Raw genomic sequence first — 24,740 nt, 5'->3', positions numbered from 1 at the left:
CGCCCCTGAAGTGGCTGCACCAACAAGCCTTGGACGACACCACCTCCCCGAGCCGGTGTTGACCTCACCCGCGGGCGCCTACCCGGGACAGGCAAGATCAACACCAGCACGCCGAAGTGGCTACATCGACCGACCCAGGACAGCGCCACGTCCCCGAACTGGCGTGGATCTTGCCGACGGGTGCCCATCCGACCGTGGCAAGGTCGACACCGGTTTCCCGGGAAGCAGCCCGGACCCCCAGTCGGCAAGATCAACGCCCAGCTCCGCGAAGTGGCTGCATCGAGCGGCCCGGGACGGCACCACCTCGCCGAACCGGTGTTGATCTCACCGGGGCACACACCCGGGACGAGCAAGATCGACACCATCTCCCCGAAGTGGCTGCATCAACCGGCCCCGGACAGCACCACCTCCCCGAGCTGGTGCTGACCAGGGAGGGGCACCGGGCCGGCGGAGGGGATCTACTACCGGGGGTAGGATTGACGGGTGACTCGGCTGGGGGACCTTGAGCGTGCGGTGATGGACGTGCTGTGGGACGCGGCACCAGCCGCCTCGGGCGGTGTGACGGTGCGCGAGGTCGCCGACGCCCTGGACGGGCGGGAACTCGCTTACACCACCGTGATGACGGTGCTCGACCGGCTCGCCGGCAAGGGCATGGTGCAGCGTGAACGCGAAGGCCGCGCCTGGCGTTACCGCCCCGCCGCCACCCGCGAGGCGTACATCGCCCAGCTCATGCTCGAAGCCCTCGACCTCGGCGGTAGCCGGGACGCCGCGCTCGTACGCTTCGCCCGCTCGGTCACCGGCACGGAGGCGGACGTGCTCCGCGCCGCGCTCGGCGCCGAGGCCGGGGCCACCGACCCCGCGACCGTCGAGGACGGTCCGACCGGCCGGATCGAGGACCCCCGGCCCGGTCGGCCGGCGCTCGACGAGGCGACGGACCGGTAGGCGGCCGCCGTGGCGTACGCCCTGCACTTCGCCGCGACCATTCTGGCCTGCTGGCTGACGGCGCAGGTCCTCGCCGCCGCGCGCTGGACGTGGCGCGCGCCCCGGGTGGCGATCCTGTGCTGGCAGGCGGTCGGGCTGGCGCTCGGCCTGTCGGCCATGGGGCTGCCGATGGCGCTGGGCCTCGACGTCTACGACCGGGCGACCGGGTGGGCGCTGGTGGCCCTCGTCAGCGACCTGGCCCACGGCACGCTGCCGGCCGGTGTGGGCGCGGTGCACCTCAGCCTGGTCGGCGTCGGTCTCGGCATCGGCGCGGTGCTGCTCACCACGACGGTACGCAGCCTGCACGGCGCGGTACGCGCCCAGCGCCGGCACCGCGAGCTGCTGCACCTGGTGGCCCGGCGTGACCCGACGGTGCCCGGCGCGCTGGTGCTCGACCATCCGAGCGCTGCCGCGTACTGCCTGCCCGGGGTGCGGCCCCGGGTGGTGGTGAGCGCGGGCACGCTCGACCTGCTCGACCCGGCCGAGCTGGCGGCGGTGCTCACGCACGAGCGGGCGCACGCGCAGGAACGGCACGATCTGGTGCTGCTGCCGTTCACCGCGCTGTGCCGGGCGCTGCCCTGGTTCCGGTGGGTGCGCGAGGCGCACGCGCGGGTGGCGTTGCTGGTCGAGATGCGCGCCGACGACAAGGCCCGGGAGTTGCACGCGGACGCGCCGCTCGCGGGCGCGCTGCGCCGGTTCGCCGCCGCCGAGCACCGGGTCCAACCGGCCGGCACGCTCGGTCTCGGCGACCGCGACCTGGACGTACGGGTGCAGCGGCTGCTCGTCGCGGACCGCCCGCCGCGCGTGCTCGGCGCGATGGCGCTGGCCGTCGCCGGCACGCTCGTCTCCCTGCCGTTCGCCCTGTTCCTGAGCTGACCGGCCCCCTACGGGACTTCTCAGGGTTCACGCGTCGTCATAGGTAGCGCCGCTACGTGTAGCTTGGCTACGACAAGGAAGCCAACCTGTGGGAGGACGTCCGTGGACCCGCTGCTCCTCGCCCGCCTCCAGTTCGCCACCACCACCTCGATCCACTTTCTGTTCGTGGCGGTCACGCTCGGCCTGGTCACACTCCTGGTCGGCCTGCAGACGGCCGGCTTCCTGACCGGCAAGCCGGTGTACGAGCGGCTGACCCGGTTCTGGGGTCAGCTCTACGTGATCAACTACGTGCTCGGCATCGCCACCGGCATCGTGATGGAGTTCCAGTTCGGGCTGAACTGGAGCGGGCTGTCGCGCTACGTCGGCAACGTGTTCGGGGCGCCGCTGGCCATCGAGACGCTCGTCGCGTTCTTCCTGGAGTCCACGTTCCTCGGCATGTGGATCTTCGGGTGGCACCGGCTGCGGCGCGGCGTACACCTGGCGCTGCTCTGGGGCGTGGCGATCACCGCGTACGCCTCGGCGTTCTGGATCATGGTGGCGAACGCCTGGCTGCAGAACCCGGTCGGGTACGAGGTCCGCGACGGCGTCGCCCACCTCACCGACTTCGGCGCGCTGCTCACCAATCCCACGTTCGGCATGGCGTTCGGCCACGTCGTCTCGGCGAGCCTGGTCACCGGCGGCCTGCTGATGGCCGCGGTCAGCGCCTGGCACCTGCTGCGGCGTACCCCCGACTTCGCCCTGTTCCGCACCTCGCTGCGGCTCGGCCTGATCACCGCGGCGCTCTCGGTCAGCCTGCTCCAGGGCTTCGGCTTCGCCCAGTTCGGGCCGGTCACGCAGGTCCAGCCGACCAAGTTCGGCGGCGGCCCGGACCGCGACGCGCTCGTCGCCGACTGGACCGCGCGGTTCGGCCCCGGCGACTGGGATCCGCCGGTGCTCTCCAATGTCGGTCTCGGCTTCATGATCCTGATCGGCTTCGGGCTGGGCGCCGTCTGGCTCCTGCTGCCGCTGCTCTGGCGCGACTGGATCATCCGGCTGCGGTTCCCGCTCTGGCTGATCCTGCTCGGCCTGCCGCTGCCGTTCGTGGCGATGCTGCTCGGCTGGATCGCCCGCGAGGTGGGCCGCCAGCCCTGGGCGGCGTACGGGCTGCTGCCCACCGCGCAGGCCGTGTCACCGGTCTCGCCCGCCCTGATGCTCGCCTCGCTGATCGGGTTCAGCCTCCTGCTCGGCGCGCTCGCGGTGACCAACTGGACGCTGCTGGCCCGGCACGCCGCACGCGGGGCGCACGACCCCGCCCTCGGCCGCCCGCCCGCGCCCGACACCGACCCCCGCCACCAGCCCGTGCTCGTCTGAGGGAGCCCGCCCGTGGAACTCGCCTGGTACGCCCTGCTCGGCCTCTTCTTCGCCACGTACCTCGTGCTCGGCGGCTACGACTACGGCGTCGGCCTGCTGCTGGCCCGGCGCGCCCCGGCGCCGGGACCCCGGGCCACGCTCACCGCGCTCGGGCCGTTCTTCCTCGGCAACGAGGTCTGGCTCGTGGCCGCCGTCGGCATCCTGTTCGGCGCGTTCCCCCGTCTGGAGGGCGAGCTGCTCTCCGGCTTCTACCCGGCGGTACTCGCCGCGCTGACCGGGGTGGTGCTGGTGACCGCCGGGGTGCAGTTGCGCAGCCGGCCCGCCTCCGAGGCGGCCCGCGCCGGCTGGGGCCGGGTGGTGGTGGTCGGCAGCGTGCTGGCCGCGCTGGGCTGGGGCGCGGTGCTCGGCGGGCTGCTCCAGGGCGTGCCGCTCGGCGCGGACGGGCACGTGGTCGGTGCCGGTCATCTCGCCACCCCGTTCGTCGCCGCCGCCGCGCTGGCCCTGCTGGCGCTGGTAGCGGTGCACGGTGCGACATTCCTCACGCTGCGGCTGCCGGCCGCCGACGCCTCCGCCCTGGCCCGGCTGGCGAGCGGCCTGGTGCCCGCCGCGCTCGTCGCCGTCGCCTCGGCCACCGTCCTGGGCGTGCTCTCCGACCGGGTACGCGCCGCGGTGGCGCGCCCGGCTGTGGCCGTACTCCTGCCGTTGGCGCTCGTGGCGGCGCTGCTGGCGGCCCGCGCGGCGCTGCGGCGGGGCCGGGCCGGGATCGCCTTCGCCGCGACCGCGACGGCGCTGGCGCTGCCCGCGCCGCTGGTCGGGGCCGCGCTCTGGCCCCGGATCCTGGTCTCCACCACCGATCCGGCGGCCTCGCTGACGGTGGCCGAGGCGGCCGCCAGCCGACCGACGCTGGCACTGTTGGGATGGCTCGCGTTACCGCTCGTGCCGGCCCTACTAGGCTTTCAGGCGATGTGCTGGTGGGTGTTCCGGGGACGGATCGACGGCAGGGCACCGGTGTACTGGTGAGCCGCCGCCCGTTCGACCCGCGTCTGCTGCGTCGGGTCCCCGCGGCCCGGCGCGACCTCGCCGTGCTCGCGGCGCTGGGCGGCCTGACCGCGCTGCTGGTGATCGCCCAGGCCACCGCGCTGGCGACGCTGCTGGCCGCCGCGTTCGACGGGCGGCTGCACCGGCCGGCGCTGGCCGGGTTCGTGGCGGCGGTCGCCGGGCGGGCGCTGGTGAGCTGGGCGCAGGGCACTGTGGCGGCGCGGGCCGCCGCGACGGTCAAGGCGGCGCTGCGCGCCGACCTGCTGGGCGCGGTCGGTCGGCACGGCCCCACCTGGGTCGCCGGGCAGCGGGCCGGGCAGCTCGCCACGCTGGCCGGGCGCGGCCTGGACGCGCTCGACCCGTACTTCACCGGCTACCTGCCGCAGCTCGTGCTGAGCGTCACGGTGCCGGTGGCGGTGCTGGCCCGGATCGTGTTCGCCGACTGGAGCTCGGCGCTGATCATCGCGCTCACCATCCCGCTCATCCCGATCTTCGGCGCGCTGCTGGGCTGGCAGGCGCAGGCCGCCACCGAGCGGCAGTGGCGGCGGCTGTCGCTGCTCGGCGGGCACTTCCTCGACATGGTGGCCGGGCTGCCCACGCTGCGCGCGTTCGGCCGCTCCCGGGGCCAGGTCGACGTGGTACGCCGGATGGCCGACGGCCACCGCGAGGCCACCATGAAGACGCTGCGGATCGCGTTCCTGTCCGCGCTGGTCCTGGAACTGGTCGCCACGCTCTCCGTCGCGCTCGTCGCGGTGCCGGTCGGCATCCGGCTGCTCGGCGGCGGCCTGACGCTCTCCACAGCGCTGCTGGTGCTACTGCTCACCCCGGAGGCGTACCTGCCGCTGCGGGCGGCGGGCAGCCGGTTCCACGCCAGCATGGAGGGGCTCACCGCGCTGGACGAGGCGCTCACCCTCTCCGACACCGGCGCGCCCGCCGCCGCCGAGCCCCGGCGTCCGTCGCCGGGCGGCCGGAGTGAGATCCGCTTCGAGGGCGTGAGCGTCGCGTATGACCGGACCACCGCGCTGCGCGACGTCACGCTGACCATCCGGCCCGGTGACCGGATCGCCGTCATCGGGCCCAGCGGCGCGGGCAAGAGCACGCTGCTGAACCTGCTGCTCGGCTTCGTCACCCCGACCTCCGGCCGGGTCACCGTCGACGGCGTCGACCTGGCCGAGATCGACCTCGACGCCTGGCGCCGTGAGCTGGCCTGGGTGCCGCAGCGGGCCCACCTGTTCGCCGGGTCGCTGGCCGACAACATCCGCCTCGGCGCCCCGGACACCCCTGACGACGCGCTGGCCGCCGCGGTCGCCGACGCCGCGCTGGACGAGGTGGTGGACGCCCTGCCCGACGGGCTGGACACCCGGCTCGGCGAGCGCGGCCACGGCCTGTCCAGCGGGCAGCGGCAACGCGTCGCGCTGGCCCGCGCGTTCCTCCGGGACGCCCCGATCGTGCTCCTCGACGAGCCGACCGCGCGGCTGGACAGCGCCAGCGAGGCGGTGGTGCTGGACGCCACCCGGCGACTGGTCGCCGGACGTACCGCGCTGCTCGTGGCGCACCGGCCCGCGCTGCTGGCCGACGCCGACCGGATCCTGCGCGTCGAGGACGGCCGCGTCACCGAACTGCACCCGACCGGCCCGGCGGTGACCCGATGATCGTCTCCCCCGCCCGCACGGCGGTGACCCGGTGACCGCCGGCGACGGCGTGACGCCGGTGGGCCGTACGCCCGCCGGGCCCGCCCCGGTCGCGGCGGAGCCGTCCGGGTCGCCGGAGCCGCCCTCGCCTGCCCGACCCGGCGCCGAGCGGGCGGTGCTGCGCCTGGCCCGGCCGTACCTGAGCCGCCTGCTCGGCGCCGGCCTGCTCGCCGCCGCGACCGAGTTCGCCGGCCTGGCGCTGATGGCCACCGCCACCTGGCTGCTGATGAGCGCGGCCGGCCGCCCGCCGCTGGACCGGCTGACGGTGGCGATCGTCGCGGTCCGGGCGCTGGCGGTCAGCCGCGGTGTGCTGCGGTACACCGAACGGCTCGCCGGGCACGACGCCGTCCTCCGCATGATCACCGACGTACGGGCGCGGGTGTTCGCCACGCTCGCCGCCCGCCGCGACGCCGGCCGCCGTACCGGGGACGCGCTGAGCCGCCTGGTGTCGGACGTGGAGGCGGCCCAGGACCTGCTCCTGCGCGTGCTCGTGCCGGGAGCGGCGGCGGCGGTGGTCAGCGTGCTCGCCGTCGGCGTCGCCGCGCTGATCTCACCGCCGGCCGCCGGTGTGCTCGCGATCGGCCTGCTGGTGGCCGGCGTCGCGCTGCCCGCGCTCGCCACCCGGCTCACCCGTCGCGCCGCCGACGAGGTCGCCCCGCTGCGCGGCGCGCTCGCGGTGGACGCGGTCGACCTCACCCACGGCGCCGCCGACCTGGCCGCGTTCGGGGCGACCGGCGCCGCGCTCGCCGCCGCCGAGGGCCGGGCCGGACGGCTGGCCCGGCTGGAGCGCCGGCTCGCCGCGACCGGCTTCGCGGTGGACGCGACTGGCGTACTCGTGGGTGGCCTCACCGCCGCCGCGGTGGTCGCCGTCGCGCTGCGGGCCGGGGTCGGCGGGGTCCTGGTGGGTGTCCTCGCGGTCGGGTCGCTCGCCGCCGTGGAGGTGGCCCTCGCGCTCGTCGCGGCGGCCCGCCAGCGGGCCCAGCTCCGGACCGGGCTGGCCCGGGTGGCCGACCTGCTGGCCGAGCCCGCCGCCGCGGCGCCGCAGAGCGAGCCGCAGCCGGCGATCGACGGCCACGACGTGGAGTTCGCCGACGTGACGGTCCGCTACCGGGCCGGCGCCGCCCCCGCGCTGGCCGGGTTCGACCTCGACCTGCCGGCCGGCCGCCGGGTGGCGGTGGTCGGGCCGAGCGGCGCCGGCAAGAGCACGCTCGCCGCCGTGCTCACCGGCGCGGTACGCCCCGACACCGGCGAGGTCACCGTCGGCGGCGCGCCGGTGGCCGGGATCCCGGACGAGCGCCTGCCCCGGGTGGTCGGCGGCCTGCTCGCCGAGGCGTACGTCTTCCACGCCACGGTCCGGGAGAACCTGCTCCTCGGCCGCCCGGACGCCACCGAGGCGGACCTGGTCGCCGCCACCCGGGCCGCCGGCCTGCTCGACTGGGTACGCGAGCAGCCCGACGGCTGGGACACTGTGGTCGGTGAGCAGGGCGGTCAGCTCTCCGGCGGGCAGCGGCAGCGCCTCGCGCTGGCCCGGGCGCTGCTGGCCGCCCCGCCGGTGCTGGTGCTCGACGAGCCGACCGAAGGGCTCGACCCGGCGGCTGCCGACGCGGTGCTGGACTCCGCGCTCGCCGCCACCCCGGCCGTGCACTCGGTGCTGCTGATCAGCCACCGGCTCAGCGGCCTGGCCGCGCTGGACGAGATCGTGGTGCTCGACGGCGGCCGGGTCGTGCAACGCGGCCGGCACGACGAGCTGGTGGCCCGTCCCGGCTGGTACCGGGAGCAGTGGCTGCGGCAGCAGACGGCCGAACGCGGCTACCTGGCGATCACCCCGTAGCGCGCCGGCCCGCGTGCGCCGGGCGGCCCTGAATCCGATCGGGGTTTCCCCCGACGCGGCAACCGGTCCCCGATGGCAGGCTTGTGCGCATGCGGGTCCATGACGAGGCAGTGGTCGACCGCCGGCTGCGCGAGCTGTCCGGGCGGCTGTACGGGCCGGACCGGCTCAAGACCGACCTGCTGACCGAGACGCGGCACGCGTTGGAGGACGCCGTCGAGGCGTACCGGGAGGGGGGCCTGCCGCGCGCGGAGGCGGAGCGGCGGGCGGTCGCCGAGTTCGGCAGCGACCGGCAGCTCGTGCCGGAGTTCCAGGCCGAGCTGGCCACCGGGGCGCTGCGCGGGCTGGCGCTGCGCACTCTCCTGATCTCGGTGGTGCTGATCGCCGCCGGTGACCTGACCTGGCAGGGGTCGAGCTGGAGCGGCGGTCCCCCGCCGCCGGCGAGCTACCTGCTGCTCTCCGCCGGGCTGGACGTCATCTGGGGTGTGGTCGCCGCGCTGGCGCTGGCCGCGTTGCTCGTCGGCCCGCTCACCGCCCGGTGGGGGTCGCCCCGGCTCGTCCGTCCGGCCCGGCTGATCGGTTTCGGTCTGACCGGCGCCCTGGCGCTCGGTGTGGTCGCCGGGGGCGCGCTGTTCGGCTGGTCGGTCGGGCTGTGGGACGCCGCGCTCACCTGGCCCCCGATGATCATCGGGGCGACGGTGGTCTCGGCGGCCTGGTTCGCCCTGGTCCGGGCCGCCCGCTGCTGGGTGCTCGCCGAGCGGCGGCTGGCCGGCTGACTCGCCGGCCGCAGTGGCAGGCCCACGGCCCGGCCGGTCCGGTCGGCCGGCCGGGGTCAGGCCGGCGCCGTGGGCGGCTCGTCCGCCCCGAGGAACCGGCCGACGGTGGCGCTGAACTCGCGCCAGCCGGCCCGCTCCCCGGCCAGCGCCCGGCCACCGGCCTCGGTCAGCTCGTAGGTGCGGCGTTCCCGGCCGTTGACGGTGCTCCACGTGCTGGCCACCAGCCCGGCCCGCTCCAGCCGGCGCAGCGCCGGATAGATGGTGCCGGTGGGCAGATCCAGCGTCCCGCCGCTGCGGGCGCGAAGCGCCTCGATGATCGCGTAGCCGTGCCGCGGGCCCTGTTCCAGCACGGCGAGCAGCAGCGCGTCGAGGTGTCCGTGCAGCGCCTGCGCCTTCATGCGTAGCAACGCTACTTGTCGGGTCTCCGGAACGCCATGGGGTGCGGCTCCCGGCCGGAACGGTTCGCCCACTAGGGTATGTGCGCAGAGTCACTCGGCGGCGCGACGCCGCCGGGTGGGCAACCGAACGCACACGGAGGTCAGCGTGGCCCGCCAGTCGCCCCAACGGCCCGACGCCGACGAGCCCGAGCTCGACGACACCGAGGCGCCCGCCGCAGCCGACGAGGTCGAGGCGGACCGCCCGCCGGTCAACCGCGCGCTCTGGGACGAGGTGCGGATCGACCCGGTGGAGATCGCGCTGCCCGCCGGCACCGGTTTCACGCTGCGGGCGTACCGGCCGGCGCGCGAGCTGACCCCGACCGACGTCGTCGAGCGCGACCAGGACGACCCCTTCCTGGCCCGTCGCCAGGTCGTCGAGACCGAGGACGACGAGGAGGTGGTGATCCTCGACGAGGAGTTCGCCGCCCTCTCCGCCGAGGAGGACGACGAGAAGGCCGAGAAGGCCGCCAAGGGGCGCCGCAAGGGCAAGGCCGACGACGACGCGGCCGAGGACAAGGCCGAGTCCGAGGACGACGACGAAGAGGCCGAGGAAGACGACGAGGACGAGGACGAAGACGCCGCGGGCGACGAGGAGGTGCCGGCCTTCCTCACCCACAAGGGCCGGCTCCTGCTGTTCAAGACCCCGGAGTCATTGGTCTCTTTCATCCGCTCCGGCGCGCCCAACGACATGTCCCAACTGGACAGCTGGAATGAATTGTCCGAACGGCTGGAACCGGCCGACATCGCTCCGCTGGACGAGGACACCTACGAACTCGACCTGGTGGTGGAGAACCTGCGCGGTGGCCACGACGCGTGGGACCACGAGTTGCTCATCGAAGCCGGTGAGATCGCCCGTGACCTGGCGTACGCCCTGCGGTTACCAGCCGTGCTGGACATGCTCTCCGCCGGCTCCAGCCTGGACGATCTGGACGAGGCGCTGCGGGCTTCCGTCAATGGCGGAATCGGTGGTTTCCTCGGCCGTCGCCGGTTGAAGAAAATCGGGGCACAAACCGCAAGTTTGGGTTGGCGCACCATTGTCGGCAAGATCTCTGCGGTTGTGGACTGGCGCGACTGACCCGGAGCGGGGAGCATCAGTCTCTGGCAGAACAAGACCTGTGTCCCGGGAGGAGGACGACGCCGTGGCGCTCGTGCGCGTGTACTGCGGTCTGGCCTCGGCAGATCCGGCCGACCGAACGGCTTCGGCCGGAACGACGCTGACGTCCGCTGTGGTCGACGACGCAGGCCGTCTGCTGCACGTCTGTGAGATCGGGGACGAGGCCGCCGGGTACGCCCAGCTGGTCGCGCTGCTGGTGGAGCGGTCCGGCGGTCCGAGCGGCGCGGCCATCGCGGCGGACAGCGACGACCACATCGTCACCTCGCTGCTGAGCGCCGCCGGCCGTCCGCTGGCGATCGCCGACGACGACTCGGTCGACGACTTCGCCGAGCGCTTCGCCGACGACGACTCCCTGGAGGAGATGCAGTCCTCGCCCGCCGAGCGCCGCGCGGTCGGGCTGGCCCGCGCGCTGCAGGCCGGCGCGCTCTCCGCGGTGACCCTCCCGGCGCCGCGTGAACTCGCCGGATACACGCAGGTCCTGGCCGCGCACGCGGCGCTCGCGAGCGGCCGCCACTCGGCCGCGGTGACGCTGCGCGAGGTGCTCCGCGAGCTCTACCCGGCCGCGCTGCGCGCGTACCCGGACCCGGCGGACCGGGTCGCCCTCGCGGTTCTCGACGCGCTGCCCGAGCCGGGGATGCTCACCGGTTCCGCGGCCCGTGGCCGGGACGGCGGGCTGACCGCCGACGCGGTGGTCGCCCATCTGGCCGCCGAGGGTGTGGCGGACGCCGACGCCGTTTCCGACGCGGTGACCGCGTTGCGGGTCGCCATCTCCGAGACGCCCCGGCGGGCCACCGTCAACCGGACGCTCACCGCCGCCGTCGCCGAGACGGTACGGCAGGCGGTCGCCTCCGTCCGGACCTGTGACGCCGGATGCGACGCGCTCGTGGGCGCGCTCGCCGAACGCACCGCTCCCGCTCTCGCGCCCGCCATCGGCCGCCGGGCCGCCGCCCGACGCGGTGAGCAGGTCGACGAGCTGTCCCCGGCCACCGACCTGCGTGCGGTGCGGCCGGTCCAGCCCGAGCCGGTCGCCGAGCCGGCGTCCCACCGTGGTCGTCCCGAGCCGACCGGCGCACCCGAGCCGACCGGGCGACGTGGCCGCCCGGAGCCGGTTCCCGGCGGGCGCCGCGGCCGGCCCGAGCCGGTCTCCGGCCCGGCCGCCACGACGACGCCCCGGCCGCTCGCCCCGCCGCCCGTCGCACCCGCTCCGGTCACGCCTCCGCCGGTCGCCCCGGCCCCGGTGACGCCCGTGGCCCCGGCGGCCTCGCTGGGCCGCCCGGCCTCCGCACCGCAGTCCCGGCCCGAGCCGACCGGCGCGCCGCTGCCGTCGCGGGTGGACGGACCCACCAACCGGCCGATCTCGGCGCCGCCCCCGCCGCCGCCCGGCATCACCCCGATCGCCCCGTCGCCGCGCGGCGCCGTGCCACCGGCCGAGGCCGGCGAGCCGTTCCGCCCGACGCTGACCACCGCGGCGATCAACAAGGCGCGGGCGGAGCGGCAGCGCACCGTCATCCCGCCCCGTCCCAAGACCAATCAGCACCAGGAACCGCCGACCGGCGGGTTCAGCGCCACCGACCTGAGCATCCCGGTGCCGGCTCCGCGCCCGCCGGCGCCGGAGGCCGCGCCACCGGGCTCCCGGGCGAACTGGCCGCTGGTGAACAACGAGGACGACACCGCCCGGGAGCGGGAGGGCACCACCTACCCGTACGGGCGGGGCGTGGACGCGCCGAGCGACCCGGGCCGGGTCACCCCGCCGTGGCTCGCCGACGACCTCCCGCAGGAGCCGCCGATGCTGCGGCTGGTGGAGCCTCCGCCGCTGGCCGACCGGGCGCTGCTCGGCGAGATGAGCCGGCCGGCCGATCCGGGGCTGGAGACGCCGCCGCTACGCCTCGTCGACCATGGCGACCCGAGCCGCGCCTCTCTTCCGGCCCTGCCCGAGCGGCGTCCCGCGCCGAAGGAGCACCGGCCGCCGCCGGTCTCCGACGACGGCGACGGCGACCTGCTGATCTTCGCGCAGGCCAAGTCCGCCTGGTTCGTCGGGCACGGCGACGAGGCCGACCTGGAGTGGTCCACCACTGCGGACACCGGCTGGCAGGCGGCCGAGCAGGCCGCCCGCCCGTCCGTCGGCTCGGAGACCAAGGCCGGCCTGCCGAAGCGGGTGCCGCAGGCCAACCTGGTGCCGGGCTCTCCGCTGCGCGAGGAGCGTCCCCTGCGGATCGTCCGGAACGCGGCGAGCCTCGCCGAGAACACCACCGGATACTTCCGGGGCTGGCGGCGTGGCCAGGAGATCGGCGGCTTCGCCGTGGGCGGCCGTCCGGGCCGCGAGGCGGCCGGCGGTTGGGACTTCACCCGCGACAGCGGGGACCGCGAGGACGACCGGGAGTACGAGTACCGCTCGGCCGGCTACCGCTCCTGATCGGGGGTTCGCTGAGTCCGCAGTTGGGGTGTTTCATCCCACACCCGGGTGATTTGACGCTGGGTCGGACCGGCCGGGAACATACCCGGCGGACCAGCGGCGGCGCCTGATCGCCGGGGTGGGAAGGCGATTCCAATGGCGACACCGGCGTTCGACTCCACTGTGCTCACCCGTCGGGGCGTCCTCGCCGCCGCGGCCGGGAGCCTGCTGCTCGCGGGTTGCGCGCCGCAGGGCCAGCGGCCGGACGACGGCCCGTCCAGCAGCGCGCCGAGCGACCAGGACCTGATCGTCGGCGCGAGTCTGGAGCTGACCGGCGCGGGGGCAGTGCTCGGCGTCGCCCAGCGGCAGGCCCTGCAGCTCACCGCCGACTCGCTCAACCGCACCGGCATCCCGGTCGGCAACCTGGTCCGGTCGGTCCGGCTCCAGATCCTGGACAACGGCAGCAATCCTCAGGTGGCGGCCCGTCATGCCGCAGACCTGACCCGGGCCGGGGCGCAGGCGCTGATCGGCGGCGTGCTCGGCGAGACCTCCGCCGCCCTGGCTGCGGCCGCCCAGCGGGTCAAGACGCCCTTCCTGTCGCTCGGTTACGGTGACCGCATCGTGCTGCCGCTGGACGAGCGCACGTTCACCTACAAGCTCACCCCGGACGCCGTCGACATGGCAGGCCGCCTGGTGGAGCTGTTCGAGTCGAAGCGGGTCCGGCGGGTGTCCCTGCTGGCCGCGGACGGGCTGCACGGCGACTCGGGTGTGCGGGCGATGCGGGACGCGCTGGCCGACAGCAGCACCGACCTGGCCCGCACGGTCCGCCTGCCGGGGACCGGCCGGCGCTTCCGCGCCGCCGCCGACCGGGTCACGGGCGGCGCGGAGGACGGAGTGGTCATCTGGGCCACCGCGCCGGACTCCGGCGCCGCGGCCCGGGAACTCCGCGCCGCCGGGCACCGCGGCCCGATCTTCTTCGACGCCGGCGCGGTCGCCGACGACACCGTGCAGGGCGCCAACGCCGCCGCGGTGGAGGGCGCGTACGCGGTGCACCCGGCCTGTCTGGACATCTCCGGGGCGATCGCCACCACCACTGCGCAGCTGGCCCGGCGGGACTTCGCCAACCGCTACACGCAGCGGCACGGCGGCAGCCCTGACTTCGCCCCGTACGCCTCGGACGCGCTCCAGCTCCTCGCCATGTCGGCGCGGATGGCGACGAGCCTGGACCGGGGCCGGCTGCGGGCCCTGCTCCAGGCGCAGACCGTCGAGGGCATCGCGGGCGGGTACGCGTTCAGCGCCGGGCGGCACGGCGGCATGGAGCGCGACTCGCTCGCCGTCTACCAGGTCTACCGGGGCAGCTGGACCCGGTACGCCTGACCGGGGCGCCGCCCGGCGACCGTCCTACCTGGAGGGTCACCGGGCGACCGCGTACCGTGTCCGACCCCGGACGGCAGGAAGCGCCCGGTGGCCTCAGGCCGCCGGGCGCTTCCGCGCGTCGGTCAGGCGGGCGCGACGGCCCGCGAGCGCCGCATGGTGAGCACGTACTCGACGAGCGAGATGAGCACGTGCTTCGTGGACTCCCGGTTACGGGCGTCGCACGGCACCACCGGCACGTCGCGGGAGATCGCCAGCGCGTCCCGGACGTCCTGCGGATCGTGGTACTGCATGCCGTCGAAGCAGTTGATGGCCACCAGGTACGGCAGCCGCCGGTGCTCGAAGAAGTCGATGGCGGCGAAGCAGTCGGCGAGCCGCCGGGTGTCGACCAGCACCACCGCGCCGATCGCACCCCGGACCAACTCGTCCCACATGAACCAGAACCGCGTCTGACCCGGCGTACCGAAGAGGTACAGGATCAGGTCACGGTCGATCGAGATACGACCGAAGTCCATCGCCACCGTGGTCGTCGTCTTGCCCGGCACCTGCCGGGTGTCGTCGACGCCGACACCGGCGGAGGTCATGATCGCCTCGGTGGTCAGCGGCGTGATCTCCGAGACCGAGCCGACCAGCGTCGTCTTGCCGACGCCGAACCCACCGGCGATAACGATCTTCGCCGACGTCACGCGCCCGCTCGGGGCCGGCGGCCGGTGCGACATGTCAGAGCCTGCGAAGTCCACTCAGCACCCTCTCCAGCAGTTCAGTGCCCATCGCGTCGTCGGAGTCGTCCAGGATGGTCGGCTCGTGGACTGCGACCAGGCCGTCCGTCGCCATGTCGGCGATGAGCACCCGGGCCACGCCGAGCGGAAGCTGCATCCGCGCCGCGATTTCGGCGAGCGACTGCACACGTCCGTCACACAACGCGGCGATGTACTGGTGTTCACGACCGTGGCCACCATTGCCAGTGGCAACCGCTCGGCCGCGCACCGTCGTCTCGACGAGCGCCTCCAGGGCGATGTCGAGCCGGGGACGGGTACGACCACGGGTGACGGCGTACGGCCGGACCAGTGCGCCGGTCGGCTCGTCACGATCCATCATGTCGCCGCTCACCTCCCTCGTACCCGGCACCGGCTCGCCCCGGTGACATCCGTCGCTGTCGTTGTTGTTCCCGCACCTGACCCACCGGCCAGCGCGTCATTCAGCCCATCATCCCCACAGCCGTACGCGGCTGTGGCGTCAGGGCATCGCCCACCCGGTCCACGAGCAGGGCCATCTCGTACCCGACCTGACCCACGTCGCAGCTCCGCGCCGCCAGCACCGCGAACGACGAACCGTCGGAGATGGACATCAGGAACAGGAAACCGTTGTCCATCTCGACGACTGTCTGCAACACCGCTCCGCCCTCGAAGCAGCGGGCCGCGCCCTGGGTCAGGCTGACCAGACCGGACGCGATCGCGGCGAGCTGGTCGGCGCGGTCCCGCGGAAGGTCACGGGACGAGGCGAGAAGCAGGCCGTCGGCCGAGACCGCGACCGCGTGCGCCACACCGGGCACCCGGTCGGCGAAGTTGGCGAGCAGCCATCCGAGATCCTGCGTAGTAGTCATCCTTGTTGCTCCTTCTGCCCGCTCCCGGCCACCGGGCCTGAGCCAGACTGCGAGGACTGCTGCCCGCCCGGAGTGCCCTCCGGGCCGGTCGTGTTGCTGTCGGTGTTACGCCCGCGCTGCACGCCCCGATGGTAGGCCGAGAGCAGACCCCGGACGCCCTCCGGTGTCCGCCGCTGCACCGAGGCAGAAGGCTTGTCGATGCTGCCGGGCACGAGCTGGGCCATCGGCTTCCGCTTCGGCAGGCCCTTCTGGGTGGTTTCCGCGACCGGCACCTCGGTGGCCGCCGAGGCGGCGCGCCAGCCGTCGTCGGCCGCGGTCTGCCAGGGCGAGGACTGCGGCGACGCGGTCGGCTGCCGGGTGGGCAGCCCTCCGGCGTACGCGGGACGGGTGTTCCCGTTCGCCGCGCCGTTGTCACGCGGTGCTCCGCCGGCCGTCGGAGTGGGTGCCATCGGTGCGTTACCTGTCGTTGCGGGTGTCGGCTGCGGCACCGGCCGGCCGGCGGTGTCCACCTTGGCGAACTGCTGGGTGGCGGCGCCGCCGTTCGTCGTCGCGGCCGGGGCCGGGGCCGGGGCCGCCGCCTCCTCGTGGGGCCCGGGCCGGCGGGTACGGAACCACGCCGACTCCAGCTCCCGGAAGATCGGCAGCTCCATCGTCTCGTCCGCGTACCGCTGGCGGTTGCCCTGCTGCTGCGCCGGGCCCGGCCGGGCCGCCGGGGTGGCGGCCGGCCGGTTCGTCGCCGGGGTGGCGGGCGGCTGGCCGGTCGCGGGCTGCGAGGTGGCCGGCATTTCCGTGCGCGGCACCCGGGGCAGCTCGGTGGTCATGTCCATGCCGCTGGTGGGCCGTTCCGGCACCACGGGGGCCGGGGCCGGAGGCGGCGCGACCGGCGGCCAGACCGGCGGCGCGCCCACGCCCGGCATCGGCGTCTGCGTCACCGGGCGCGCCGGCAGCTGGTTCGCCGGCGGCGCGGATACCTGGTAACCGGTCGGCTGACCGGAGACCGGCACGGCCGACGTGGGCTGGCCGGAAACCGGCGCAGCGGAGACCGGGCGGCCGGACCACGGGTCACCGGAGACCGGGGCGGCCGAGACCGGACGGCCGGACCACGGGTCACCGGAGACCGGGGCGGCCGAGACCGGACGGTACGGCAGCGCCTGCCCGGCGGCCGGGGCGCCGGAGACCGGCGGCAGCGGCGGCGCCGACACCGGCGGCGGGCTGTAGGGCCGCGCCTCGGGGCTGCTCGGCAGCTGGCGTGGGATCGCCGGCTGCTGGCCGCTGGTGCCCGGGTCGCCCTCGGCCGGGTTGCGCCGCTGGGGAAGCGGCTCGAACCCGGAACCGGACGAGGGCCGGGAGCCGAACCCGCCGTCCCCGCCGCCCGGGTTCGCCCCGGTCAGGTCGGACCAGGCCGGCATGGCGCGACCGCCACCGGCGTTCGCCGGGGTGCCCGCGCCGTTGCGCGGCGCCGGGTCGAAGGCGCGTCCGCCGAGCGTGACCTGGTTGCCGGAGGCACCCGGGTGCGGGGCCGGCGGCAGGCTCTGCGGGTTGCCGCCGAAGGCGGCCAGGGCGCCGAAGGCCGGGGTCGGGCCGCTCTGCTGCGGACCGGCGGCCGGAAGGGCCGGCCCCGGCTGTCCGCGGCCGGCCAGGGCGCGCGGCACCAGGACCGTGGTGGGCAGCGTGACGTCGGCGACGGTGCCCCGGTCGGTGCCCGGTCGCAGCTCGACCCGGACGCCGTGGCGGGCGGCCAGCCGCGCCACCACGACCAGGCCCATCATCCGGGAGACCGCGACGTCCACCTGCGGCGGCGTGGCCAGCCGCTCGTTGAGGTCACGGAGCTGCTCCGGGCTGATGCCGATGCCCCGGTCCTCCACGTAGAGCGAGGCGCGGTCGCCGACCCGGCGGGCCTCCACCATGACCTGGGAGTCGGGCGGGGAGAACGCGGTCGCGTTGTCGAACAGCTCGGCGACCAGGTGCACGAGGTCGTTCACCGCGTGGGCGGCGACCTCGATGTCCCGGTCGATCACCCCGAACTCGATCCGGGTGTAGTGCTCGACCTCGGACTGGGCGGCGCGGAGCACGTCGATCAGAGCGGCGGGCTCGCGCTGCACGCGCGTGGAGTCCGCGCCGGCGAGCACCAGCAGGTTCTCGTCGTTGCGGCGCATCCGGGTGGCCAGGTGGTCGAGCTGGAACAGCTCGGCGAGCCGGTCCGGGTCCTCCTCGCCGCGCTCCAGCCGGTCGAGGTGGCCGATCAGCCGGTCGACCAGGATCTGCGAGCGGCGGGCCAGGTTGACGAACATGGTGGCGACCGACGCCCGCAGGGCGGCCTGCTCGGCGGCGGTCCGGACGGCCTCCAGGTGGACGGCGTTGAACGCCTCGGTCACCTGGCCGAACTCGTCCTTGCTGCGCACCGGCAGCGGCTCGGCGATCTGGTTGGCCAGCTGCACCGGGGTGAGCTGGCCGGTCACCTGCGGGTCGCGTAGCCGGGCGACCGCCTGTGGCAGCCCGTACTGGGCCACCGCCAGGGCACCTTGGCGCAGGTCGCGCAGCGAGCGGGCCATCGAGCGGGCGACCAGGTACGCGAAGAGGATGGCCAGCAGCAGCATGGTGAGCAGCAGGCCGGTCTCCAGGAACACCTGGCGCTGGGTGTCCGAGCGCAGCGCGTCGGCCTGCCGGACCACGTTGCCGTCGAGGCGGGACTCCACGCCGCGCATCAGCTTGGCGTTGGCGACCATGGTCTGGTCCCACTGGTCCGGGCCGAACGGGGCGTTCGCCATCGAGCCGTTGTTGTTGCTGGAGATGAAACTCGTGAAGCGGTCCGCCTTGCGCAGGTCGGGCCCGGAGACGGTCTGGTCGTAGAACAGCTTGTCCGGCTCGGTGGCGATCGCCTGGAACGTCGCGAGCGACTGCGCCTGGCCGGTGCCGCTGGCGATGAACTGCTCGCGCAGCGCGGCGGTGTACTGGTTCTGGGTGATCGCCTGGTGGACGACCACGCGGCGCTGGGTCAGGTATTCCTTCTGCCGGGCCACCGCGCCGGCCGCGCGCATCCGGTCGCTCAGGTCGTTGTCACCGGCGAGCTGGGTGGCCGAGTCGCGGATCGACAGCAGGTCCTCGATCAGCTGCCGGTACGCCTGGTCGGCGTCATTGATCTTGAGCTTGCCGTTCAGCACCTGGCTCCGGGTCGCCGGGAGGTCCTTCAGCTGGGTGTCGATCGTGTCGAGCAGCCCGACGAAGTTGCGGGGCAGGTCGTCGATCTCGCCACGCTGCCGCAGGTAGGGCGACTTCGCCTGGTCCACCCGCTGGTTGGTCCGGTTGTAGCCCTCCTGGTACTGCGCCCGGGTCTGGAACTCCTTCGCGCCGAGGAAGAGCACGGCGCCGACCCGCTCGTCCTGCACGGTGTCGACCAGGTCACCCGAGTAGCCGATCAGGTTGGCCAGATCCCCCGCCCGGTTGGCACTGTTGAGCGTCTCCAGATGGTCGACCAGACCACTGGTGCCCACCACGACCGTGGCGATGGTCGGCACGATCATGATCAGACCGAGCTTGGACCAGATCGGCATGTCGCGCAGCCGATTCATCGGCCGGCGCAGCCGCGACAGGAAGGAGCCCGCCGTCGTTGGCCGTTTGCTCACGTCACCGCCCTCGCATTACTGCGCCCGACGCTGCCTGAGGGCAACGCCGAGCGACCGACCCGGCGGGTCGGACCTCCGAGATTCCATCACGCCGCCTCGCAAAGAGAAAGACCAGGTTGTCCCTCACCGGAGGTGTGATGAGATGTTGATGCAATTTGATAGCAATCCGTCTGGCCGGAGTCACTGAAGGTAATGGAACATCCGCATCGCGTTGTCCTGCTCGCTGGCCCTTCCGGGTCAGGAAAGTCATACATAGCGCAGCGAACCGGACTTCCGGTGCTCTGCCTGGACGACTTCTACAAGGACGGCGATGACCCTACGTGTCCACGTCGGAACGGACAGGTGGATTGGGAGTCCCCACTGTCCTGGGATGCGGACATGGCGGTGCAAACAATCACCCGACTGGCCCGGGAGGGCAAGGCCGAAGTGCCGGTTTATGCGATCGGCGCGGACCGCAGGGTGGCCACCCGGCCATTCGACATCGACGGATCGCCAATCTTTGTCGCCGAGGGGATCTTTGCCGCCGAGATCGTGGCCGAGTGCCGGCGGCGGGGACTGCTCGCCGGGGCGTACGCGCTGCGCCGCCCGCGCGGCGCGACGTTCCTGCGCCGCCTAGCCCGGGATCTCGCCGAGCAGCGCAAGGCGCCCCGGGTGCTGCTGCGACGCGGGGTCGCGCTGCTGCGCGCCGAGCCGGCCGTGCTGCGCCGGCAGACCGGGCTGGGCGCCGAGGCGGCCCGGGCCGGTCAGGTGCTGCGCGGGGTGGCCGCGCTGCTCTCCGGCCACCCCCGCCAGTCGTGATCAGCCGATCAGCTCGGCGTACGCCGGCTTGATCACCTCGTCGATGATCCGCAGGCGCTCGTCGAACGGGATGAACGCGCTCTTCATCGCGTTGATGGTGAACCACTGGAGTTCCTTCCAGCCGTAACCGAAGGCCTCCACCAGCAGCGCCATCTCCCGGGACATCGAGGTGCCGCTCATCAGCCGGTTGTCGGTGTTCACGGTCACCCGGAACCGCAGGTCGCGCAGCAGGCCGATGGGGTGGTCGGCGATCGAGGCCGCCGCGCCGGTCTGCACGTTCGACGACGGGCACAGCTCCAGCGGGATGCGCTTGTCCCGCACGTACGCGGCCAGTCGGCCCAGCACCGGCGGGTTGCCGGGGGTGATGTCGTCGACGATGCGTACGCCGTGACCGAGCCGATCGGCGCCGCACCACTGGATCGCCTGCCAGATCGACGGCAGGCCGAACGCCTCCCCGGCGTGGATGGTGAAGTGGAAGTTCTCCCGCTGGAGGTACTCGAACGCGTCCAGGTGCCGGGTGGGCGGGAAGCCCGCCTCGGCGCCGGCGATGTCGAAGCCGACCACCCCGGTGTCGCGGTGCCGCACGGCCAGCTCGGCGATCTCCTGCGAGCGGGCGGCGTGCCGCATCGCGGTGAGCAGCGTGCCGATCCGGATCGGGGTGCCCGCCTCAGCGGCCAGCGCGCTGCCCTCCCGGAACCCGGTGACCACCGCGTCGACCACCGCGTCCAGCGTCAGGTTCTGCTCCAGGTGCTGCTCCGGGGCGAACCGCACCTCGGCGTAGACCACGCCGTCGGCGGCCAGGTCCAGCGCGCACTCGCGGGCGACCCGGCGCAACGCGCCGGCGGTCTGCATGACCGCCACCGTGTGCGCGAACGTCTCCAGGTAACGCTCCAGCGAGCCGGAGTTCGCCGCCTCGGTGAACCAGACACCGAGCGCCGCCGGGTCGGTGGTGGGCAGTTCGTGGCCGACCTCGGCGGCCAGCTCGACGATCGTCGCGGGCCGCAGGCCGCCGTCGAGGTGATCGTGCAGCAGCGCCTTCGGGACCTTGACGATGTCCTCGTACGAGATTGCGACCATGCTCCGACCCTAGTCACCCCCGGCAGGGGCGCGGCGGTGGACCGGGCCGGTTCAGGGCCGCCAGCCGTACACCCGCTCCACCGCCAGCCGGAGCACCACCCGGCCGTCGGCCACCATGGCGGCGCGGTAGTCGGCCCAGTCGGGGTGCTCGCCGCGGATGCGCCGGTAGACCTCGACCAGCTCCTCGACAGTGGCGTCGTCGGTGGCGGCGGCCGGCGGGGTGAGCGTCACGGTGCCCTCGGCGACCGCGTACGCCCCGCCGTCGGCGGTGGTCACGTGGAAGCTGGCCCGGGGGTCGCGGCGCAGGTTGCGCACCTTCGCCCGGTTGTCGGTGGTCGAGCAGCGGATCAGGCCGGGCTCGGCCAGGTAGTCGAGGTTGGACAGCTGAGGGCGGCCGTCCCGGCGCAGCGTGACGAGCACCCCGCGCCCGCGCTCGCCGAACAGCTCCCACAGACGCGCGCTCACGCCGTCACCCGCAGCGGCGCGAGCGCGGCGGCGAGCCGGACGAGCTGATCCAGCATGAGCGCGGCAGCCTCCTCGCGAGCCGGGTCGGGTCGCAGCTCGCCCGCCTCGTCCAGCGCCTGCCGCAGGAAGACGACCACCGCGTCGTTGACCGGGGTCATGTTCAGCGTGGTCACCACCTGCTTGATCATCTGCACCGCGCGCAGGCCGCCGGAGGTCATGCCGTAGCTGACGAAGCCCACCGGCTTGTGCTGCCACTCGTGGTAGAGGTAGTCGATCGCGTTCTTCAGCGGCGCGCTGAAGCCGTAGTTGTACTCCGGCATCACCAGGACGAAGGCGTCCCCGGCGTCGATCTCGGCGCTCCAGGCGCGGGTGTGCTCGTGCAGGTAGACCCGCTCGGACGGGTGGTGCGGCTCGTCGTGGAAGGGCAGCCCGACCTCGGCCAGGTCGAGGAGGCGCACCTCGTCGAAGCCGGCGTGGCGGACGGCGGCGGCGGTGAACCAGTCACCGATGCGGCGGCCGGCCCGGCCGGGACGGGTGCTGGCGACGATCACGTTCAGGCGGGGCATGGCGAGGTGGCTCCTGTCGGGGTGGCGGCCGGGGACGGCGCGGCGAGTCGGGGGACGAACCAGGCGACGATCGGCCCGATGGCGATCGCGTAGAGCAGGGTGCCAGGGCCGAGGGCGCCGCCGAGCAGCCAGCCGACTGCCAGGACTGTCACCTCGATCCCGGTGCGCGCCGGGCCGAGCAGGAGGCCGCGGGCGGCCAGGCCGGTCATCAGCCCGTCGCGCGGGCCCGGGCCGAGCCGGGCGCCGAGGTAGAGCGCGGTGGCGAGGCCGTTGAGCACGACGCCCGCGACCAGCAGGCCGATGCGGCCGGCGAGTGGTTCGAGCGGCGGCAGCACCGCCAGCGTCGCGTCGAGCGCCACGCCGACGAGCGCGACGTTCGCCACCGTGCCGACGCCGGGACGCTGCCGTAGCGGGATCCACAGCAGCAGCACCAGCAGCGCCACCCCGTTGACCACGAGCCCCATCGGCAGGCCGGTGCGGTCGGCGACGCCCTGGTGCAGCACGTCCCAGGACGCGAGCCCCAGGTCGGCGCGGACCATCAGCGCGACGCTGACGCCGAACAGGGCCAAGCCGGCGAGCAGCCGCACCAGCCGGGACGGCATCTTGGTTGACATGTCATCAACCTAGACCGCAACTTGGTGACATGTCAACAACACCGGTAGGATCGGCGCATGGACGAACCGCGCTGGCTGGACGAACAGGAGGAGCGCGCGTGGCGCGGCTACCGCCGTATGCGCCGCCTGCTCGACCTGGAACTGGCCCGGGAACTGATGCAGGACGCCGGTCTCTCCGAGCCGGACTACGACGTCCTCAGCGACCTGTCCGAGACCCCCGAACAGCGGCTACGGCTCAGCGAACTCGCCGACCGGATGCTCTGGTCCCGCAGCCGCCTGTCCCACCACATCTCCCGGATGCAGCAACGCGGCCTGGTCACCCGGGAGGAGTGCGCCACCGACGGCCGCGGCTCGGTCGTCGTGCTCACCCCGGCCGGACGCCAGGCCGTCGAGGCCGCCGCGCCCGGACACGTCGCGGCCGTCCGCCGGCACCTGATCGACCGGCTCACCCCGGCCGAGGTGTCCGCACTCGGCACGCTCAGCCAGCGGGTGATCGACCATCTCACCGGCCGCCCCACCGGCCACCCGGAAGCGAAGGGCTGAGCCGTGGACGACCGCGTCCTGGCCCGGCTGCGCTGCCCGGTCTGCGCCGAGCCGCTCACCGGGACCACCGCCGGCACCACCCGCGCCCTGCGCTGCCCGCGCGGGCACAGCTTCGACACGGCCCGGCAGGGGTACGTCAACCTGCTCGCCGGCCGCTCCCCGCACACCGGGGACAGCGCCGACATGGTCGCCGCCCGCGCCGACTTCCTCGCCGCCGGCCACTACGACACGGTCGCCGCCGCGCTCGCCGACACCGCGGTCCGCGTCGCGGGCTTCGACCCGTACCCCCTGGTGGTGGAACCCGGCGCCGGGACCGGGCACTACCTCGCGGCGGTGCTGGCGGCGCTGCCGGACGCCGCCGGCCTGGCCCTGGACGTCTCCAAGCCGGCGCTGCGCCGCGCGGCCCGCGCCCATCCGCGGGCCGCCGCCGCGCTCGCCGACACCTGGCAGCGCCTGCCGCTGGCCGACCGGTCGGTGACCGTGCTGCTGAACGTGTTCGCGCCACGCAACGGCCCGGAGTTCCACCGGGTGCTCGACCCCGGCGGCGCGTTGCTCGTCGTCACCCCGGCCGCCGACCACCTTGCCGAACTGGTCGAGGCGCTGGGCCTGCTGCGGGTGGACCCGGCGAAGGCCGACCGGGTCGCGGGCAGCCTCGGCGCCCACTTCAGCGAGGAGTCCGCAACCGGGCACCGGGCCCGGCTGATGCTCACCCGCGCCGAGGTCACCACGCTCGTCGGGATGGGACCGAGCGCCTGGCACGCCGAGCCGGAACGGCTCGGCGTGCGCATCGCCGCGCTGCCCGAGCCTGTTTCGGTCACGCTCTCGGTCCGGCTCGGCGTGCACCGCCCGCGCTGACCCGGCTCAGGTGGACAGGTCGACCTCTTCCCAGCCCGGCGGCTCGTCGTGGTACGGCCCGCGCAGCACCACCGCCCACTCCAGCGCCCACCGCCGCTGGCCGATCGCGTTGGCGTCCACCAGCCCCGGCAGCGCGCGCCCGGCCTCTTCGGTCTCCAGGTACGCCCAGTCCAGGCAGTAGTGCAGGTCGAGCAACGCGGCGGCGTCCCCGGGGTGTTGCGGCGCGGCCAGGATCCGGGCCCGCCACTGGCCGAACGTCTCCCCGGCGACCAGGTTCGGCATCCGCTCGACCAGCCGCTCGTCCACCGGCACCGTCGGGTCCAGCTCCTTGGCCAGCCCGAGCACCCAGGCCAGCGAGAACAGCGCGTCGTGGTGCAGCACGAACGACCTGTGGTCGCCCCGGCCGCCCATCACGAACTGCCACTCCGGCGGGGTCACCGAGTCGACCAGGTGCGACTCCAGCAGCCAGCTCGTCGCCGCCTGCGCCGGCATGCCGAAGCAGCGGGCCAGGATCACGTGCAGCACCGCGATCCGGGCCTCGATCTCCGGTGTCGGACGCAGCTCGATCTCGTCGCCCGGCTCCCAGACCAGCGGGAACTGCGGCGGGGGCAGCGGGAGGCCCAGCCGGGACAACTCGTCCAGGCTCGCCTCCCGGACGGCCCGGGGGTCGGGAGCGGGTACGCGCACGGTCAGTCCCTGTCTGTTCGGGTCCTCGCCGGTCGGTCCCCCCTGGCCTGGG

The 24,740-nt window shown here is 74.4% G+C and carries 23 protein-coding genes; 13 read left to right on the top strand and 10 right to left on the bottom strand.

From position 1 onward, the window contains the following. Positions 1-483 precede the first annotated feature (483 nt). From FHU28_RS06940 to FHU28_RS06910, 7 genes are all read left to right on the top strand, one after another. Positions 484-942 carry a BlaI/MecI/CopY family transcriptional regulator gene (locus tag FHU28_RS06940; RefSeq protein WP_184682002.1) on the top strand — a complete coding sequence of 153 codons (459 nt, stop codon included), beginning with the start codon at positions 484-486 and terminating at the stop codon, positions 940-942. 9 nt (positions 943-951) lie between these two features. Further along, entirely contained in the window at positions 952-1,857 is a 906-nt protein-coding gene (locus FHU28_RS06935; protein WP_184681999.1) for a M56 family metallopeptidase, read from the top strand. A gap of 102 nt (positions 1,858-1,959) precedes the next feature. Then, a complete protein-coding gene (locus tag FHU28_RS06930; RefSeq protein WP_184681996.1) occupies positions 1,960-3,207 on the top strand; it encodes a cytochrome ubiquinol oxidase subunit I in 1,248 nt (415 codons plus the stop codon). A gap of 12 nt (positions 3,208-3,219) precedes the next feature. Continuing rightward, positions 3,220-4,227, top strand: coding sequence for a cytochrome d ubiquinol oxidase subunit II (locus tag FHU28_RS06925; RefSeq protein WP_184681994.1), 1,008 nt, complete (start codon positions 3,220-3,222; stop codon positions 4,225-4,227). Continuing rightward, complete coding sequence (cydD, locus tag FHU28_RS06920; protein ID WP_184681991.1) at positions 4,224-5,897, top strand: thiol reductant ABC exporter subunit CydD; 1,674 nt, start codon at positions 4,224-4,226, stop codon at positions 5,895-5,897. Before FHU28_RS06925 ends, cydD begins: the two co-directional genes overlap by 4 nt. A 31-nt stretch (positions 5,898-5,928) precedes the next feature. Continuing rightward, positions 5,929-7,767: a thiol reductant ABC exporter subunit CydC gene (gene cydC, locus FHU28_RS06915; RefSeq protein WP_184681989.1), complete on the top strand. Its 1,839-nt coding sequence runs from the start codon at positions 5,929-5,931 to the stop codon at positions 7,765-7,767. 89 nt (positions 7,768-7,856) lie between these two features. Then, positions 7,857-8,540: a permease prefix domain 1-containing protein gene (locus tag FHU28_RS06910; protein WP_184681987.1), complete on the top strand. Its 684-nt coding sequence runs from the start codon at positions 7,857-7,859 to the stop codon at positions 8,538-8,540. Between the two features lie 56 nt (positions 8,541-8,596). Here FHU28_RS06910 and FHU28_RS06905 read toward each other — a convergent pair whose 3' ends face one another. After that, positions 8,597-8,938: a PadR family transcriptional regulator gene (locus tag FHU28_RS06905; protein ID WP_116503918.1), complete on the bottom strand. Its 342-nt coding sequence runs from the start codon at positions 8,936-8,938 to the stop codon at positions 8,597-8,599. 115 nt (positions 8,939-9,053) lie between these two features. Between FHU28_RS06905 and FHU28_RS06900 the strand changes: the two genes are divergently transcribed. From FHU28_RS06900 to FHU28_RS06890, 3 genes are all read left to right on the top strand, one after another. Continuing rightward, positions 9,054-10,052 carry a DNA primase gene (locus FHU28_RS06900; RefSeq protein ID WP_184681985.1) on the top strand — a complete coding sequence of 333 codons (999 nt, stop codon included), beginning with the start codon at positions 9,054-9,056 and terminating at the stop codon, positions 10,050-10,052. 40 nt (positions 10,053-10,092) lie between these two features. Further along, positions 10,093-12,504 carry a serine/threonine-protein kinase gene (locus FHU28_RS06895; protein ID WP_184681983.1) on the top strand — a complete coding sequence of 804 codons (2,412 nt, stop codon included), beginning with the start codon at positions 10,093-10,095 and terminating at the stop codon, positions 12,502-12,504. A gap of 135 nt (positions 12,505-12,639) precedes the next feature. Then, positions 12,640-13,860, top strand: a complete 1,221-nt coding sequence (locus FHU28_RS06890) for an ABC transporter substrate-binding protein (protein ID WP_184681980.1) — start codon at positions 12,640-12,642, stop codon at positions 13,858-13,860. Positions 13,861-13,982: 122 nt separating this feature from the next. Here the strand turns inward: FHU28_RS06890 and FHU28_RS06885 are convergent, their stop codons facing one another. The 4 genes from FHU28_RS06885 to FHU28_RS06870 all read right to left on the bottom strand — a co-directional run bounded on the left by FHU28_RS06885 (position 13,983) and on the right by FHU28_RS06870 (position 19,083). Continuing rightward, positions 13,983-14,576, bottom strand: coding sequence for a GTP-binding protein (locus tag FHU28_RS06885; RefSeq protein ID WP_030501201.1), 594 nt, complete (start codon positions 14,574-14,576; stop codon positions 13,983-13,985). Position 14,577: 1 nt separating this feature from the next. Further along, positions 14,578-14,955 (bottom strand): DUF742 domain-containing protein, encoded by a 378-nt coding sequence (locus FHU28_RS06880; RefSeq protein WP_184689318.1) that lies wholly within the window; start codon positions 14,953-14,955, stop codon positions 14,578-14,580. A 100-nt stretch (positions 14,956-15,055) separates the two neighbouring features. Continuing rightward, complete coding sequence (locus tag FHU28_RS06875) at positions 15,056-15,460, bottom strand: roadblock/LC7 domain-containing protein (RefSeq protein ID WP_013283992.1); 405 nt, start codon at positions 15,458-15,460, stop codon at positions 15,056-15,058. Further along, on the bottom strand, positions 15,457-19,083 hold the full coding sequence (locus FHU28_RS06870; protein ID WP_184681978.1) for a sensor histidine kinase: 3,627 nt from the start codon (positions 19,081-19,083) through the stop codon (positions 15,457-15,459). The genes FHU28_RS06875 and FHU28_RS06870 overlap by 4 nt, the downstream gene beginning before the upstream one ends. 378 nt (positions 19,084-19,461) lie before the next feature. Between FHU28_RS06870 and FHU28_RS06865 the strand changes: the two genes are divergently transcribed. Next, positions 19,462-19,881 (top strand): hypothetical protein, encoded by a 420-nt coding sequence (locus FHU28_RS06865; protein ID WP_260412854.1) that lies wholly within the window; start codon positions 19,462-19,464, stop codon positions 19,879-19,881. Here FHU28_RS06865 and FHU28_RS06860 read toward each other — a convergent pair whose 3' ends face one another. The 4 genes from FHU28_RS06860 to yczE are packed head-to-tail and all read right to left on the bottom strand — an operon-like array spanning position 19,882 to position 22,603. Continuing rightward, positions 19,882-20,958 carry an adenosine deaminase gene (locus FHU28_RS06860; RefSeq protein WP_184681974.1) on the bottom strand — a complete coding sequence of 359 codons (1,077 nt, stop codon included), beginning with the start codon at positions 20,956-20,958 and terminating at the stop codon, positions 19,882-19,884. It abuts the gene before it with no gap. A gap of 51 nt (positions 20,959-21,009) precedes the next feature. Beyond that, positions 21,010-21,423, bottom strand: coding sequence for a PPOX class F420-dependent oxidoreductase (locus FHU28_RS06855; protein WP_184681972.1), 414 nt, complete (start codon positions 21,421-21,423; stop codon positions 21,010-21,012). Beyond that, complete coding sequence (locus FHU28_RS06850) at positions 21,420-21,989, bottom strand: NADPH-dependent FMN reductase (protein ID WP_184681970.1); 570 nt, start codon at positions 21,987-21,989, stop codon at positions 21,420-21,422. Before FHU28_RS06850 ends, FHU28_RS06855 begins: the two co-directional genes overlap by 4 nt. Beyond that, entirely contained in the window at positions 21,977-22,603 is a 627-nt protein-coding gene (gene yczE / locus FHU28_RS06845) for a membrane protein YczE (protein ID WP_184681968.1), read from the bottom strand. The genes FHU28_RS06850 and yczE overlap by 13 nt, the downstream gene beginning before the upstream one ends. Before the next feature lie 57 nt (positions 22,604-22,660). Here yczE and FHU28_RS06840 point away from each other — a divergent pair, with 57 nt between their 5' ends. Both FHU28_RS06840 and FHU28_RS06835 read left to right on the top strand, forming a co-directional pair. Beyond that, a complete protein-coding gene (locus FHU28_RS06840) occupies positions 22,661-23,146 on the top strand; it encodes a MarR family winged helix-turn-helix transcriptional regulator (protein WP_184681966.1) in 486 nt (161 codons plus the stop codon). 3 nt (positions 23,147-23,149) lie between these two features. Continuing rightward, positions 23,150-24,001, top strand: coding sequence for a putative RNA methyltransferase (locus tag FHU28_RS06835; protein ID WP_184681964.1), 852 nt, complete (start codon positions 23,150-23,152; stop codon positions 23,999-24,001). 6 nt (positions 24,002-24,007) lie between these two features. Here the strand turns inward: FHU28_RS06835 and FHU28_RS06830 are convergent, their stop codons facing one another. Beyond that, positions 24,008-24,688, bottom strand: a complete 681-nt coding sequence (locus tag FHU28_RS06830; RefSeq protein WP_184681962.1) for a DUF4272 domain-containing protein — start codon at positions 24,686-24,688, stop codon at positions 24,008-24,010. Positions 24,689-24,740 lie beyond the last annotated feature (52 nt).

Source organism: Micromonospora echinospora, assembly GCF_014203425.1.
Classification (GTDB): Bacteria; Actinomycetota; Actinomycetes; order Mycobacteriales; family Micromonosporaceae; genus Micromonospora; species Micromonospora echinospora_A.
This window is presented reverse-complemented; position numbering and strand designations above follow the sequence as displayed.

Bases quoted from the DNA above. Each gene is read 5' to 3' on its own strand.
- FHU28_RS06840 (WP_184681966.1), top strand. From the start codon at position 22,661: ATGGACGAACCGCGCTGGCTGGACGAACAGGAGGAGCGCGCGTGGCGC.
- FHU28_RS06875 (WP_013283992.1), bottom strand. From the start codon at position 15,460: ATGACTACTACGCAGGATCTCGGATGGCTGCTCGCCAACTTCGCCGAC.
- FHU28_RS06890 (WP_184681980.1), top strand. From the start codon at position 12,640: ATGGCGACACCGGCGTTCGACTCCACTGTGCTCACCCGTCGGGGCGTC.
- FHU28_RS06905 (WP_116503918.1), bottom strand. From the start codon at position 8,938: ATGAAGGCGCAGGCGCTGCACGGACACCTCGACGCGCTGCTGCTCGCC.
- FHU28_RS06910 (WP_184681987.1), top strand. From the start codon at position 7,857: ATGCGGGTCCATGACGAGGCAGTGGTCGACCGCCGGCTGCGCGAGCTG.
- FHU28_RS06860 (WP_184681974.1), bottom strand. From the start codon at position 20,958: ATGGTCGCAATCTCGTACGAGGACATCGTCAAGGTCCCGAAGGCGCTG.
- FHU28_RS06865 (WP_260412854.1), top strand. From the start codon at position 19,462: ATGGCGGTGCAAACAATCACCCGACTGGCCCGGGAGGGCAAGGCCGAA.
- FHU28_RS06880 (WP_184689318.1), bottom strand. From the start codon at position 14,955: ATGATGGATCGTGACGAGCCGACCGGCGCACTGGTCCGGCCGTACGCC.
- FHU28_RS06850 (WP_184681970.1), bottom strand. From the start codon at position 21,989: ATGCCCCGCCTGAACGTGATCGTCGCCAGCACCCGTCCCGGCCGGGCC.
- yczE (WP_184681968.1), bottom strand. From the start codon at position 22,603: ATGTCAACCAAGATGCCGTCCCGGCTGGTGCGGCTGCTCGCCGGCTTG.
- FHU28_RS06885 (WP_030501201.1), bottom strand. From the start codon at position 14,576: ATGTCGCACCGGCCGCCGGCCCCGAGCGGGCGCGTGACGTCGGCGAAG.